Genomic DNA, 15,365 nt, shown 5'->3' with positions numbered 1-15,365 from the left:
CCATTAAGCCCCCTTTCCCAATCCGGCTAATTCACTTAATAGGACATCTTTTTGAACAAGACCTATTCTGCTGCCATTTATATCTTTAACCAATATCGTTCCTACTTTTGACGTTAACATGACCTCCGCTGCTTCTTTTAATGAAGCAGAATCAGCAACTGCAGGCAATTGTTCGTTATACGGCCCTTGTATCGTAGCCATTATTGACTTAATAGATTGAGACGAGGAATTTGAGAGATTTAAAGTTGCACGAATCCGATCTTCTCCAATAAATGATCGTACAAATTCATTTGCAGGGTTTTCAACTAACTCCTGTGGAGAAGCTGTTTGTTCAATTACACCATCTCTCATTACAACGATTTTATCAGCTAGTTTCAGTGCCTCATCCATGTCATGTGTGACAAAAACAATCGTCTTTTTTATCGTTCTCTGCAGCTCCTTTAATTCTTCCTGAAGCTGCTCACGGCTGATTGGATCTAAAGCACTGAATGGTTCATCCATCAAAATAATGGGAGGCTCTCCTGCCAGTGCTCGAACCACACCAACACGCTGCTGCTGTCCACCGCTAAGCTCTAAAGGATATCTTTTCTTGAAAATACTAGGTTCAAGTCCGACAAGCTTTAAAAGTTGCTCAACTTTTTCTTCGTATTCAGATTTTTTAAATCCTTTTAATTTGGGTATTAATGAAACATTTTCTTCAATTGTCATATGGGGGAACAAACCAATACGTTGAATCACATAACCGATATTGCGACGTAGCTCAACCTCTTTTTTAGATGAAATATCTTCACCGTCAATCGTGATTTGACCTGAAGTTAGGTTAATTAATTTATTGATCATTTTCATTGTTGTCGTTTTCCCACAGCCGCTCGGGCCAATCAAGGCAACAAGCTGACCTTCTTCAATATGCAAATCAATTCCTTTGATGGCTTCAGTCCCATCATCAAAGGTTTTCTTTACGTTTTTAAACGTGATCATTCTTTCACCACCTAATGTTTTAATAATAATAAATTCCCTAACCAGATATGTATAAACCTTTTTTGTTACATTCCTGTAAAAAAAGACAAGAAGCTTTGTCTCTTCTTATCGTTATTTCTCTCTATTTATATTTTATTAACCACTGTTCAACCATGATTGCCACTACTGTTCCAGTAATAAGTCCATTCGATAATACGGAACTTATATCTACAGGAAGTTCAGCGTAAGCACCTCATGGCACAAACATAAGGCCGACACCTGTCATCCATGAAACGCCTATAACGGTTAATCCGCGCTCTTGATTCTTTTCTTTCTGCCATTCATAAAAAGCTAGACGAACCATTTTTGTAAAGATGACAAATGTTACAGCATAAGCAACTGCAGGAGGAAGCATAGCAATTGTATTGATGATACTCGGAAAAAGACTAATTGCTGCAATAAGCAGGCAGCCTAGAAAAAAAGGTTTTTTTGATGGAGTATTTGTCGCAACAACAAAGCCAGTCGCACCAGCAATGGGAACCGGACCTATTGCTGCTTCGATTCCACTAAAAAATGTATTAAAGCCTGCAGCAACACCAGCTTGCTTAAATCTTCCTTGTGGACTTTGATCAAAATGTTTTTTCATGGCAGCCTCCATTACCCGGATCGAAGCCACCATATTTGCAGTGAGTAAAAAGGTAATAAAAAGGGCTGTAATCATTACTCTAGCCTTAAAAACAGGGGGACCAAATGCAAACCAGTCTGGAAATGAGATGTTCCCGCTTGCTTTAATAGGGGTCCCGAAGCTAACCCAAGCCCAGCAAATACTAACCACCCGATCGCAAAAGCCATTACAATGGAATAATGCTGGACCCACTTCACCTGATGGTTTCCTAACCAGAAGGTAAATATAATCGTGATTAAGCTTCCGAAGATCACAGGAATCTGGACAACACCAATATCATGATCAAAACCTGTAATACCATTAAAAAAAGGACCGCTCAGCTGAAATATAAGCAGCATTAAATAGGTAAATGTAATAGTAGGGGTAAAAAGTATGGTAATTTTATTCAAAACTCCCGTAAGCGCTAACAACAAAAAGATTATCCCACTAATCAGAAGACCGGATTTTAAGACCTTCAACGTATCGGCCGCTGTTTCATATGTAACACCGATAAAGGTTGCATAGATAATAAAAACGCCCCACCATAAACCAGCTGGACTTTCATTAATTGGTAGACGATGCCCGAAAAGAACTTGAACGATTCCAGCCATTCCTAGTACAAACATGGTCCTTTGTACAAATCCAGCTGTTTCTATAGCATCTAATTGAAACAGTGCAGCATTGGCGATTGGAGTTGCAATGGAGCCTGCTATGATAAAGATCATCCATTGAAATGAACTAAAGATCATTTTCATTGTGCCGCGCTCCTTCTTCCATTTTTATCACATTGTAGCAGAATTACCGAAAAAGAATTCCTTTCCGATCTATTCATGATAAAATAGAAAAAAAGCAGCTGGTTTTACTATTAATATTATTTAAATTGGTAATTATCTATCTATTTGTACAACAAAAGGAGCTTAACCATGATATTTGTAATCATACTTTTACTAGCCTATTTAATCGGGTCAATACCATCAGGACTCTGGATTGGAAAAGCTTTTTACAAAAAAGACATTCGAAACTTTGGCAGTGGCAACTTAGGTGCAACTAATACCTTTCGTGTACTTGGTTTTAAGGCAGGTAGCATCGTGACAGCGATGGATATTTTAAAAGGTACAGCGGCCACTCTTCTTCCATTGGCATTTGATTATAGTAGTCCATGGCTTTTGGGAGGTGTCATTGCGGTAGTTGGTCATATGTTCCCTATTTTTGCAGGGTTTAGAGGAGGAAAAGCAGTAGCAACTTCTGCTGGTGTGGTGCTTGGATATGAACCACTGCTATTCATTTTAGTCGTACTTGTTTTTCTAATAACGTTATATTTTTCAAAATATGTTTCATTATCATCAATCGTAGCTTCAATTTTTGCGATTTTCTATAGTCTTTTTACAAGCGATATTCCATTTATGATTGTAATCGGGGTGCTTGCCCTGTTTGTTATCATTCGTCATCGTACTAATATTGACCGGATTCGCAAAAAAACAGAGCCTAAAATAAAATGGATGGGCTAAAAAAATCCGCAGCAGAAGGTGAACTTCGTTGCGGATTTTTTATTAATAGTTTGACTTCAAATAGGCAATAGTGTCTTGTAGTGAAATTGGTTTGCTGTAAAAAGGACCCTGTGCTTCCTCACATCCGACCATTGATAAATAGGCAAGCTGTTCTTCACTTTTTACTCCATCCGCAACAACACTTAACGACATCGATTTTGCAATTGAAACTAGTCCATTAATGATTCTTTTAGCTGGGATGTTTTCCGGAACTCCTTTTAATAAATGCTGATCAATCTTAATCGCATGAAGCTGAAGATCCTTCATATTGTTAAGAGAAGCATATCCAGTACCAAAATCATCTAATACAAGCTGTGCGCCTAGCTTCCGAAGCTGATTAAATGTATCAATTAAAAAGTCCATTTCCTCACTTTTTAAACTTTCGGACATTTCAAATCTTATCTTTGAAGGTGGATATTGATTTTTCAACAGCTGTTGATGAAGTGTTTCGACCATTTGATGATCGTAGCATTGTTCAATCATTAAATTTATTGCTAAGTCCATTTTATACCCCTGATCATGAAGAAGCTTTGCTTTTTCAATGCTTTTTTCTATGATATACCGCCCAATCTCCTGAGCAAGATGGGTTTCCTTAGCAAGTGTCCTCAGTTCAATAGATGGAATCACTCCTTCAGACTTATGATGCCAGTGAAGAATTGCTTCTACTGCTGTGACCTTATCAGTTTGAAGTGAATGGATTGGGATAAAATGAATTTTAAGCTGATTATTTTGTATTGCATGTCGAAGGTCTTTTTCAAGTGCCCGTCTTCTAATAATATTTGCATTAAATGAATGATCAAACATCGTCGCTTGATTACGCCCTTTATTTTTAGACTCATAAAGCGCCATGTCAGCATGTTGAACAACCATATTAAAATCTTCTCCATGAGAAGGTGACAAAGCAAGACCAATACTAGGAGAAATCGATAGACTTTGCCCACCTATTTCAAAGGGTTTTTCAAAAGAAGTTAGGATAGCATGGCCAGCCTCAATAAGAGATTCACTATTAGTATCCGGTAAAATTGAAATAAACTCATCTCCTCCAAGACGACCAACACATGCTCTATCAACAATAGATGCTGACAATCGACTTGCAACCTCCTTTAGGACCTCATCGCCAACTCCGTGTCCCAATGTATCATTTATTTTCTTAAAATGATCAAGATCCATAAAGATAATTCCTAACTCTCCTTGATTGTTCCTAAGTAATTGGAACTCATGAAATCTTTGCTCAACCCCTAGTCTATTTGATAACGAGGTTAAAGGGTCTACCTTCGCAACTAAGGATAGCTCTCTCTGCTGCTCTTGAACCTCCCGAAAGGCAGACGATAATCTTCCAGTCATTTTTTTAAAATTTCGGATTAAATATTGGATATCTGCCAGTTCACTTTGCGGCCACAGAATATGTTGTCCATCCTGCACTCTATCAGGAAGATCCTGAGTAATAGAGACGAGCTGATCCATTGGTCGAAGAATCAATTTGCTCAAATAATTGGATAGGAAAATCGTTAAAGCCATTGTGATGACAATCAGCATTAGCCGATAAAGCTGTTCGAGTAGAAACTCATCTTTAAACGGCTTAGTCGATACAGATACTGCAATAGTCCAAGGAAGCTGGTCCGGGCTTGCTGTCACAACGTGAGACGATTGTTCCCAGGATAATATTTTTGATAATGTGTGATCTTCCCTCCACAAAAATGAAGCGGATTGATGAGTAGGCAAAGATTGGACAATTGCAGCATATTTGCTCATTGATATTTCATTATCAGGCACGAAAAGCCAGTTTCCAGATTGGTCTAAGAGATTTAAGTCATCAACTGTATGATTATCTGAAGTGAATTCCTCCCATTCACTCAAATCAACACTGATCGCTACAAATAGAGGACTTTGATTCACCAGGATAGCAGGTCGATAAATTGGAATTGTCATATAAATGAAAGGTCGATTTGTTTTTGAATCAAAATGAAAAGATGAGTAGCCGATCTCTCCTCGTTTAAGTGGAGGTAATATCGTGTTCTCAGTCAATTTCTCTCGATTTTCGGGGAAACCGTATAAAAAATCATTATTTTGATTTATTAAAACAATTTCTTGTACTCCATGCACAGATTGTTGCAATGTACTGAGATAACGAACAGCCTCTTCTTCGGTTAATGATTCATCATATAGAATATTGCCTTGAATGGCCGTTATTCTGGTAATCTCATCTAGCCAATGTTCGAGTTCGTATTCAAATGAGACATAACCATTTTCAGCTTGATCCCCCATACGTTCTAGCGTTTGGTTAAAATCTAATCTGCTCTCGTATGTAAACCAAAGAAGAGTAGGGATTAATAAAAATGATAAAATTGTGTTAAATAAAATAACATCCAATTTTATTTTTCTATGTTCTTTTTTAATAAAGAAATATCCGATTGTGATTAGAATAATATTTACAATCAGCATATTAAAGACACCGTTTACAATAAATTTTAATGCCACAACCATCGAGTCAACAAAAGAGACCTCAAGTATAAAATAATAGCTTAAAAACACAAAAGGAATTCCTATGATAAGCCAGTAAATCATGTCCGTTAAAATTAAAGAGCCACGTTTTCGTTTATATAATGCTGAAACAATGAGAAATTCCAATAATATGGCTATTGAACCAAAAAAATGTCCCCACTCAAAGTAAGAAGATATAGCAAATATAATTGAATGAATTAATGCAATTCGAAAGCCGGTAAGCCTATAGAGAGTAAAGGTAAAGATTGAGCCAATAATTAATTCGAAACCAAAAAAGACTGGAATGTAAACAAAGCTGGCAGCAGTGCTTGCCATTAAAATAACATAAGTAATCCATTTTGAAAGCTGTAATTGATTCATTAAATTGCACCTGCATTCTCTAAGATGTTGTATGAAAACGTCAATCAGGAACAGCCTATCTATTCTCTCTACTAACAAGAATACTTCATTACTTTTAACCTATCAATATGTATTATTCTAATAGGAAAAAAGATTTAAAAAAGCTGATACATTATGTTTCTTCGTGTTAGAAACATAATGTATCAGCGAAAGAGGTATCCTCAAACGAAAATAGTTGGAACTGCAAAGATCAAGGACTGCCGTGCAGCTATTATCCCAACAGATCTTCATCTAACACCTACACTATATAGACAATTAAAGTGATGGTAAGGGTTAGTGCTTCTTTAATGCGTTATAAACTATATTAGATTGAATATACTTTTTTATGAATATGCTTACTATAATAAAAAAGTTTATTCACAGAAATAATTTCTCTTCAATTTACCTACTTTCAAGCTTCATTTTTTCCATTTTAGTCAATTTACATTATAATAAGCTTATCCTGTTCTATAAAGAAAGGAGAGAGCGAGTTGAACATTAATTTATCTAAAGAAGCTCAGGAATGGTTTCAACAAGAAATGCAGGTAAAGAAGGGTGACCACGTTCGCTTTTTCGTACGATATGGAGGTTCTAGCCCAATTCAGGATGGTTTTTCCCTTGGAGTAACTAAAGATGAACCCATTGATGCCGCCATCACTTTAGAAGAAAATGGGATAGTATTTTATATTGAGGACAAGGACGTCTGGTATTTTGATGGCCATGATCTTAACGTTAGCTATAGTGAAAAATATAATGGCCCTCAGTATGACTATTCAAAAAATGAACAGCAGTAGATTTACTGCTGTTCATTTTTTTGTTTGGATCTGCTACAAAAAGGTTGTATTCATTTCGGTCGATTAAATTAGGCGATTCTATATTCGTATTATTTGTTAAATAAGGGCATCCCATGGTCTTGATCAAACAAAAAAGACAAATGCCCTGCCCACTCGTCTCTAGTCCAAACTTGTTTTGCCTCATCCTTGATATGTTCCATTGCAACCAACGCTTCTTTACCGCATTCGTCCATCCCTATCGTTAAAGCAGTGGCAGTAATCATATGTAGAAATGAATATAGTTCATCATACGGAATTTCCGCTTCCTTATACCATATTTGCAGCGTATCAGAGATCTTTTCTCTTAAAAGTAATTGATAGGATAAGAGATCCATTGACTGTTTCTCCTTTATATAAAATGATTATCTAGACTGATTTAAATTAAAACGACTGATGTGATCATTCCGTCCCTCATCTATTAATATTCGATATTGAAGTTCACCTAGAAGGTCAAAGTGAGAATATCCGTCTTTTCTAATATGTATCCATTCTCTTTTTAAGTCGTATTTCATACCCCAACGAACAAGTTTTTCTATTTCTTTTGCTCCTACTTTCGTTACCGTATTATAATGAGGAAAACGATCATCCCGCCAGTAATGGGTTAAAAAAGCAATATTGCCCTGATCAATTGATTGCTTCCAATCGTTAATTTCCACTCTTCGAATTCCAAAAGCCATCTATTTTATCCGCCTTATCTTCTTAGAATGTCTTCACATCTGTTTTTTATTTTTCTCACAAGCTTCATGCCATGCAGGAAAATATTTTCGAACTGAAATTGGGCGAAACGTATCTTTTTTAACACAAACATGCTTTGATAAACCCGTAGCAGCAATCGTACAATCCTCTTTGACGATTTCATAGCCATAATTGGTTCGCAAGCCATCGTAAAAATCCATCCACGTTTTTACCGTAATGGTTTCACCATAACGAACAGCATTTTTATAAGAAACTTGTATATCCATTACAGGTGCCAGAATCCCCTGATCTTCCATTTCTGTATAACGGAATCCTAAAGATTCAATTAATGAGGTACGCCCGATTTCCATCCAAATTAAATAATTTGCATGGTAAACAACCCCCATTTGATCCGTTTCTGCATAGCGAACTTGTACAGGTATTTCAGCAATCATCATGTCTAATCCTTCATCCTTTCGGTTCTTTTTTCCAGTTTACCATAAGTAGAAGCACATACACACCTGTAAGCTTTTACTCTTATCCTTATGAAAATTGAGAGCATTCTGTCACATCTTGACAGAATGCTCTCAATTATTTATTTTGTTGTTGCCCGGCCCAGCGTTTTTCTAATTTTTCTTCAATTCTATTCATTGTCACCTGATCTTTTAAGATGGTTACACGATTTTCTGCTACAAGCTCTTGAAAGGTTTTTCCTTTGTTTCGCATATGTTTTCACCTCCATTCTTTAGTATGTGTCGTTTTTCGAATTTTCATACTTTTGATAAAAGGACTATATTTAAAAGTTTTAATATCCATACAAAAACCCTACTCTGAGAAATCAGAGCAGGGTTTAGGGTTAGACGACCATAAAACATTATACAGTTAGCTTATCACGTAATACCATACGCAGAATTCCACCATGACGATAGTAATCAACCTCTACATCAGAATCAAAACGTGCAAGCACATCAAATTCTTTCGTATGACCATTTTCGTCAGTAGCAGTAACAGTCAATATATCACGAGGTTTAACACCTTCAGCAATATTTACACTAATTGTTTCTTTTCCTGTAAGACCTAGTGTTTCAGCATTATCGCCTTTTTTGAACTGTAAAGGCAATACGCCCATCATAACAAGGTTTGAACGGTGAATTCGCTCATAACTTTCAGCAATTACTGTTTTAATCCCAAGAAGATTCGTGCCTTTTGCAGCCCAGTCACGAGAAGATCCCATTCCATAATCCTTACCTGCAAGAACAACAAGACCTGTATCATCAGCTTGATACTTCATACAAGCATCATAAATGGACAATACTTCTCCAGTTGGCCAGTAAGTAGTATAACCACCTTCTGTTCCTGGTGCAATTTGGTTACGGATTCGAATATTCGCAAACGTTCCGCGCATCATTACTTCATGATTACCACGTCGTGAACCGTATGAGTTGAAATCACGAATTTCTACGTTATTTTCACGCAGATAGCGGCCTGCAGGCGTATCTTTTCCAATTGCTCCTGCCGGAGAAATATGATCAGTTGTAACTGAATCACCAAATCTGCCAACTATACGAAGGCCTTGCAGTGATTGAATATCCGCAGGTTTTGGTGTTAAACCTTCAAAGAATGGAGGGTTTTGGATATACGTAGAATCGTCAGAGAATGAATACAACGGTTCATCACTCGTTTGAATCGCATTCCAACGCTCGTTGTCATCAAACACACGCTCATATTCTTCTCGGAACAGCTCAGGTGTCACAGTACTCTTAACTGCTGCCTTAACCTCTTCTGTAGTTGGCCAGATGTCTTTGAAGAACACATCATTACCGTTTTTATCTTTACCAATCGGATCGCTTTGAAGATCGATATCAACCGTTCCTGCCAGTGCATACGCTACAACAAGTGGTGGAGAAGCCAAGTAGTTTGCACGCACTAACGGATGGATGCGTCCTTCAAAATTACGATTTCCTGAAAGAACGGAAGATACTAACAGATCACTTTCTGATATTGTCTTTTCAATTTCAGGCAGCAATGGACCGGAGTTACCTATACATGTAGTACATCCGTATCCAACAAGATCAAATCCAAGTGTTGCCAATGGCTCTAATAGATCTGCATCACGAAGGTATCCAGAAACTACCTTTGATCCAGGTGCAAGTGATGTTTTAACGTAGGCAGGTACTTTCATACCAAGTTCGACCGCTTTTTGTGCAACAAGTCCTGCGCCAAGCATAACATAAGGATTTGATGTGTTTGTACAGCTTGTAATCGCAGCAATAGCAATTGCACCGGTTTTCATTGGAACGCTGTCACCATTTTCAAATTCAATGACTGCTTCCTTATTTACTTCCGTTACTTCAAGTCCAAAGCCTTGAACTCCTTCTGGAGCTGTTAGCGTTTTGTGGAAAGAATCCTTCATTTGAGAAAGAGGAATTAAATCCTGAGGACGCTTAGGCCCAGATAAATTTGGTTCAATAGTAGATAAATCTAGTTCTACCACATCTGTATAGGTTGGATCTTCGTTTTTCGGTGTGAAGAACATGTCGTTATGTTTTAAGTAAGCTTCGACTATGTTAATCGCTTCTTCTTTACGGCCAGTTAATCTCATATAATCCAGAGATTCATCGTCAACCGGGAAAAATCCGCATGTTGCACCATATTCAGGTGCCATATTGGCAATTGTTGCACGGTCTGCAAGCGGAAGCGTTGAAACTCCTTCTCCAAAGAACTCGACAAATTTACCAACTACACCTTTTTGACGCAATACTTGTGTCACTTTAAGTGCAAGGTCAGTTGCTGTTGTTCCATTTGGAAGCTCACTTGTTAAACGAACACCAATTACTTCAGGAATTGGGAAATAAGAAGGCTGTCCAAGCATTCCTGCTTCTGCTTCAATTCCTCCAACACCCCAGCCTAAAACACCAATACCATTAATCATGGTAGTGTGGGAATCAGTTCCAACAAGTGTATCCGGGAATGTTTCCGTTTCACCAGCCTCATTTTCAACCGCATGCACAACGTTTGCAAGGTACTCAAGGTTAACCTGGTGAACAATTCCAGTCGCTGGAGGTACTGCACGATAGTTGTCTACTGCTTTTTGGGCCCAGCTTAAGAACTGATAACGCTCAGCATTACGTTCGAATTCCAACTCCATATTTACGCGAAGAGAATCCGCTGTTCCATATTTATCTACTTGTACAGAGTGATCGATAACAAGGTCAACTGGAATTTCAGGATTAATCTTATCAGGGTTGCCACCCATATCTGCCATCGCTTTGCGTAGTGAAGCTAGATCTACTACTGCAGGTACACCAGTGAAATCCTGCAGGATGACGCGGGATGGCTTAAATGGTACTTCTGCATCCTTTACATCTTTAGATCCCCAATTCGCAAGATTTTTCACGTGGTCTTCTGTAATCACACGACCGTCATATTGACGCAGCACAGATTCCAGCAGCACACGTATTGAGTATGGAAGCTTTGAGATTTTTGTTAGTCCCTTTTCTTCAAGGGCTTTTAATTCGTAGTAATGATAGCGTTTACCTTCAAGCTCAAAAGATTTCTTTGCTTGAAAAAAATCTTGGTTGGCCATCTTTGTTCCCCCTTCATTGATCGAACTTGTGACTTAGAAAAGCTAACTAATTATGTATTAAACTTTTCGCACAATTCCATCTTAATACAATATTCAACATAAGTAAATATCAATAAAGTTATGTTCAATGATAAGTTATACTTATCATATTTCGGGTTTACGATTATTATTTACTCGAAAACAGCGAATTAAGAATCATTCTCAATTATACAACGAGCTTAATTTTGATTTCTTTACTATTCTAAAAAAATAATATACATTTTCAAAGGGAACATTTCTGTGTTCTGTTTCTTTTAACAAAATGACTATGTATAAGATGATTATTAATTTTGGCATTTTGTTGTTTGGAGCGTATAAGTGAGACTCCTGCTTGGAAAAACGAGTCAAAGGGAGACTCCACAGGTACAAAGCGACAAGTTGCGTCGGACCGCCCGCGGAAAGCGAACGCCTGAAGCGGAAATCAACAGGCAAAATTAATAGAGCCATCAAAATAAACATTTTCAGATTAAACATAGGTACCATGAAATAAAAAATTGACACAATAAACATTCTCGGTTATTTTTGTTAGGTTATAAATCGAAATGAGCAATTTGTGTTTGATAACGTTATCAAAAATCTATTGTTTAACGGAAACATTTCTATATGAAGCTCCCAATTTTATTACAGATAAATATTCTATGATTCCTATATAGAAAATAACTAATACAAGAAAATTCTATAACAATTTTTGTTCTGCTTATTATTTTTCACCCAATAAACTAGAAATAAACCCAATGAGTTACAACTGGGTAGTATATAAAGTTTCGAATCAACGTCCTTTACTCATTGAAAATAAATCAAAAAAGGCTAACCGCTTAAGCGATTAACCTCAATTATAAATAGAAGTACAATTCATCTTCTTCCTAAACTAGCACCATGACAGAAATCGAATGACAACATTAAATATAGAAAAATCCCCTAACACTCCTTGTTACGTACCAGACACCTTAACCTCTTTTAGAAATTGATGGATCGAACTATCGATCATTGGGGTGTTAATGAGCGGCTGTTCATTTCGAACAAGCAGAGTAGCTTTATTTATCCATTTAATTAGGTTTTCATTTTCTGGCTGACCCGGCAGGAATTCGACTCCATAGCTATAATAAGTTGATTCTTCGGTGCTTCGTACAATTCTTCCCAGCATTGTAAATGTTTGATTCAAAATAGTCCATTTACATGAAATAATGACGTCATCTCGAACTGGCAGATGTAGGGTTGCAGAAAAACGAAGTCCTCCTGCAGATAGATCTTCAAGGACAACGCGCAATCCTCCCATAGATGTCTTTTTCCCTTTAATTTGATCAATAGACATATTTGCAATAAGTGGCTTTGGAAAAATAAGACGATAAAAAGAACGTTTTTCATCTCTTTTAGGAGCTATTCTTGTTTTTTGCAGTTGAACGAAGCCAAAGGACATTAATTCTTTAAACTCGTTTTCCGGTATTGGTTTGCAAAACAGATAGCCCTGAATATAACGACACTTTTGATGAACTAATACATCTAATTGATCGGTCGTCTCAACTCCTTCAGCAACTACTTCAATATCGATCTGCTTGCATATTTGAATAATTGAATTGGTGATCACTGCTTTTTTTTCATCAGTCTCTATATCCTGTATAAACGATTGATCAATTTTAAGAAAATCTACCGGTAAATCCTTTAAATGCGTCAGTGAAGAATAACCTGTACCAAAATCGTCTAGCGCTATACGAATTCCTGCTTTACGCAGATCCTGAAGAATAACGAGGACTGAATCAATATCTGTAATCAGAGAACTTTCAGTAATTTCTATTTCTATAGATGATGGTTTTAAATTATAAGAAGCAAGTGTTTTCAGTATATAACCAGTAAAGTTACTGCGCAAAAATCTCTGTGGTGATACGTTTATGGCAATGGGCACTATAGAAATACGTTCATTTTTCCATTGTTGAATTTGACGGCATACCGTATGGAGTACCCAGTCCCCGAGTTCCATAATTAATCCGGTTTCTTCTGCAATGGGAATAAATTCGGAAGGAGCAACCGTTCCCCAAAGTGGATGCTGCCAGCGAATGAGCGCTTCTGCTCCGACTATTTGATTCGTTTTAATATCAATCCTTGGCTGGTAGTATACTTCAAATTCTTTATCTTGCAGTGCTTTTCTCATATCTTGTTCCAGTGTATAAGCTTTATAGGCGGCTGCATTTAAGTTATTTGTGAATATTTGGAAGGATTGTCCGCCATCCTTTCCTCTTGAAAGAGCGATCTGTGCATTTCTTAAAAGCTCCTCTTTCGTTTCACCATCCATTGGGTAAGTGCTTGCCCCGATGGTTGCTGATGAGAATAGCTCATATTCGTCAATTTTGAATGCATTTGTAAAGCATTCCAGCATCTGTTCAGCAAACTCTTTGGACTGCTCAACAGATGAAATATCACGATTTAATAGGATAAAACTTTTTTCACCATATTTGGACACAAATACATTCACATGTCCTAATGCACGTAAACGCTCAGCAGCTTGAGAAAGCAGGTCATCACACACCCGATTTCCAAGTGTTTCCACAATCGAAGTAAAACGATTGATTTCAAGCTGGAATAATCCGAAAATCGGTTGAGCTGGACTTGATTCATCAATGAAACGATCAATTGCAGACTCTAATGAAGATCGGTTTGGCAGCATTGTTACGCGGTCAAAATAAGCTAGGTTCTCAACCTGATCTTGAAGCATCTGATTTTCTGTTATATCAGTGATGACACCTACGATCTTTTTTATGGATCTGTCTTCGTTCAGTACAGGAATCATTTGATCCCTAAGCCATATTAGTTTTCCGTCTTCACGAATAAAACGATACTGTTGTTCAGATGAATGCCCGCCTTCAATAACCTCTTTATGCTTCTCGTATATATCCCGGTCGTCTTTATGAACGTAGTCAGCCCAATCGAACTCTCCTGACACAAAACGATTAGGATCATAGCCGGTAATGTTAAAAATCCGATCGGAATACGAAATAAATCTTTTTTCAGCTATTTCATACGTCCACATCGCCACATTAAGATGAAGGCAAAGCTGAGTTGATTCTTCTTTATGGATTTTTGCTACTGTTTCAGCTTGGATACGATCTGTAATGTCCAAAGTGGTTCCAATAATTATTTTTTTCTTATTTTGAGGATCTTCGAAATAACTCGACCTTTCTTGAACATATCGAATCATTCCATCTGGTAATACAATACGATATCGTACCTCCTTTGTTCCATTACGAATAGCTGATTCAGAAAAAGCTTTTACCATTTGTGAACGGTCATCTACATGGACCAGGCCAATAAAATCTTCTATCTTAAGTGTATTGTTAGTGGTTTTTACCAGACCAAACAATTCATACATTTGATTTGACCAAATGATCTCATTTGTGGTTAATGAATATTCCCATGAACCTATTCCGCCCGATTGCTGTGAAACTTCTAGCATTTTTTCCAATTTAGCCATTTTTTGATCCATCTTTTTTTGTCTAGTGATGTCACGAATGATTGCGTAAACCCCAATAATAGTTTGATCATTTTTATATGGAAAAATCGTGGCATTGACATCAACCCACTTACCATTTTTGTGTTTACATTTCGTATCAAGGTTAGAAGAACGACTTATAACATCTTCAATGTGAAACTTCTGTTTTTTCTTTTCTGTTCTTTGTATAAAATTTCTATAATTTCCTTTAATTTCATCAGGTTTATAGCCAAAATGCATTGAAGCTGCTTCATTTGCATAAAGGATATCTCCCTTTATGTTTATAAATACTACTGTATCTGGATAGTGGGCAAACATATTATGTAACTCGTTGCTTTCTTGCTCTATAACTGCACGGGTAGGATTCTGTACTTGTGTAGATTTTGTTGTTTTTGTCCTGTAATTCGAAAATAAATTTTTCACGAGCAAGCACCCGACCTTTCTATATAGTTATTTTATTCTATCACTTTACAGGGTTTTAAAACGGGTCTTTTTACCTATTTTAGTTCTCTTTTTCACTCATATAGTCATTAAAAACCTGTAACCATTACCATATACTGTCGCAGTTTTCTTTTTAAGATTAAAAAAATACAATAGTAGTAAGCAATCAATGTCAGTTTTTCCTTCTTTAACTATGTATCCTTCCAATTCAAATTTTTTACTAAAGAATAAATTTAATCAGTAAAATAATGAAATAAATTCT

10 protein-coding genes and 1 pseudogene are annotated in these 15,365 nt (G+C 36.9%); 2 read left to right on the top strand and 9 right to left on the bottom strand.

Annotation, left to right across the window (positions count from 1 at the left end):
* Positions 1 to 3 precede the first annotated feature (3 nt).
* Complete coding sequence (locus KP78_RS13325) at positions 4 to 978, bottom strand: ABC transporter ATP-binding protein (RefSeq protein ID WP_041089643.1); 975 nt, start codon at positions 976 to 978, stop codon at positions 4 to 6.
* A 232-nt stretch (positions 979 to 1,210) separates the two neighbouring features.
* Positions 1,211 to 2,346, bottom strand: a pseudogene (locus tag KP78_RS20755) (purine/pyrimidine permease).
* A gap of 198 nt (positions 2,347 to 2,544) precedes the next feature.
* On the opposite strand from KP78_RS20755, the gene plsY reads away from it, so the two are divergent.
* On the top strand, positions 2,545 to 3,129 hold the full coding sequence (gene plsY, locus KP78_RS13315) for a glycerol-3-phosphate 1-O-acyltransferase PlsY (protein WP_041089641.1): 585 nt from the start codon (positions 2,545 to 2,547) through the stop codon (positions 3,127 to 3,129).
* Between the two features lie 42 nt (positions 3,130 to 3,171).
* On the opposite strand, the gene KP78_RS13310 is transcribed toward plsY, so the two are convergent.
* Positions 3,172 to 6,030 (bottom strand): EAL domain-containing protein, encoded by a 2,859-nt coding sequence (locus KP78_RS13310; protein ID WP_041089639.1) that lies wholly within the window; start codon positions 6,028 to 6,030, stop codon positions 3,172 to 3,174.
* 509 nt (positions 6,031 to 6,539) lie between these two features.
* Here KP78_RS13310 and KP78_RS13305 point away from each other — a divergent pair.
* Complete coding sequence (locus KP78_RS13305; protein ID WP_041089637.1) at positions 6,540 to 6,842, top strand: HesB/YadR/YfhF family protein; 303 nt, start codon at positions 6,540 to 6,542, stop codon at positions 6,840 to 6,842.
* Positions 6,843 to 6,931: 89 nt separating this feature from the next.
* On the opposite strand, the gene KP78_RS13300 is transcribed toward KP78_RS13305, so the two are convergent.
* From KP78_RS13300 to KP78_RS13280, 6 genes are all read right to left on the bottom strand, one after another.
* Positions 6,932 to 7,216 carry a hypothetical protein gene (locus tag KP78_RS13300; protein ID WP_041089635.1) on the bottom strand — a complete coding sequence of 95 codons (285 nt, stop codon included), beginning with the start codon at positions 7,214 to 7,216 and terminating at the stop codon, positions 6,932 to 6,934.
* A gap of 27 nt (positions 7,217 to 7,243) precedes the next feature.
* Entirely contained in the window at positions 7,244 to 7,558 is a 315-nt protein-coding gene (locus KP78_RS13295; RefSeq protein WP_041089633.1) for a hypothetical protein, read from the bottom strand.
* Positions 7,559 to 7,591: 33 nt separating this feature from the next.
* Positions 7,592 to 8,014, bottom strand: coding sequence for an acyl-CoA thioesterase (locus KP78_RS13290; protein ID WP_041089631.1), 423 nt, complete (start codon positions 8,012 to 8,014; stop codon positions 7,592 to 7,594).
* Between the two features lie 133 nt (positions 8,015 to 8,147).
* Positions 8,148 to 8,282, bottom strand: a complete 135-nt coding sequence (locus KP78_RS19310; RefSeq protein ID WP_084220059.1) for an FbpB family small basic protein — start codon at positions 8,280 to 8,282, stop codon at positions 8,148 to 8,150.
* Positions 8,283 to 8,430: 148 nt separating this feature from the next.
* Positions 8,431 to 11,142 (bottom strand): aconitate hydratase AcnA, encoded by a 2,712-nt coding sequence (acnA, locus tag KP78_RS13285; RefSeq protein ID WP_041089629.1) that lies wholly within the window; start codon positions 11,140 to 11,142, stop codon positions 8,431 to 8,433.
* A 970-nt stretch (positions 11,143 to 12,112) separates the two neighbouring features.
* Positions 12,113 to 15,085 (bottom strand): EAL domain-containing protein, encoded by a 2,973-nt coding sequence (locus KP78_RS13280; RefSeq protein WP_041089627.1) that lies wholly within the window; start codon positions 15,083 to 15,085, stop codon positions 12,113 to 12,115.
* Positions 15,086 to 15,365 lie beyond the last annotated feature (280 nt).

The organism is Jeotgalibacillus soli (assembly GCF_000829435.1).
Classification (GTDB): Bacteria; Bacillota; Bacilli; order Bacillales; family Jeotgalibacillaceae; genus Jeotgalibacillus; species Jeotgalibacillus soli.
The sequence above is the reverse complement of the archived record's forward strand: the minus strand, read 5'-3'. Positions and strand labels throughout refer to the sequence as shown.

What these genes read in the sequence shown, in the direction of transcription:
- KP78_RS13325 (WP_041089643.1), bottom strand. Translation starts at nt 978, where the DNA reads ATGATCACGTTTAAAAACGTAAAGAAAACCTTTGATGATGGGACTGAA.
- plsY (WP_041089641.1), top strand. Translation starts at nt 2,545, where the DNA reads ATGATATTTGTAATCATACTTTTACTAGCCTATTTAATCGGGTCAATA.
- KP78_RS13310 (WP_041089639.1), bottom strand. Translation starts at nt 6,030, where the DNA reads ATGAATCAATTACAGCTTTCAAAATGGATTACTTATGTTATTTTAATG.
- KP78_RS13300 (WP_041089635.1), bottom strand. Translation starts at nt 7,216, where the DNA reads ATGGATCTCTTATCCTATCAATTACTTTTAAGAGAAAAGATCTCTGAT.
- KP78_RS13295 (WP_041089633.1), bottom strand. Translation starts at nt 7,558, where the DNA reads ATGGCTTTTGGAATTCGAAGAGTGGAAATTAACGATTGGAAGCAATCA.
- KP78_RS13290 (WP_041089631.1), bottom strand. Translation starts at nt 8,014, where the DNA reads ATGATGATTGCTGAAATACCTGTACAAGTTCGCTATGCAGAAACGGAT.
- KP78_RS19310 (WP_084220059.1), bottom strand. Translation starts at nt 8,282, where the DNA reads ATGCGAAACAAAGGAAAAACCTTTCAAGAGCTTGTAGCAGAAAATCGT.
- acnA (WP_041089629.1), bottom strand. Translation starts at nt 11,142, where the DNA reads ATGGCCAACCAAGATTTTTTTCAAGCAAAGAAATCTTTTGAGCTTGAA.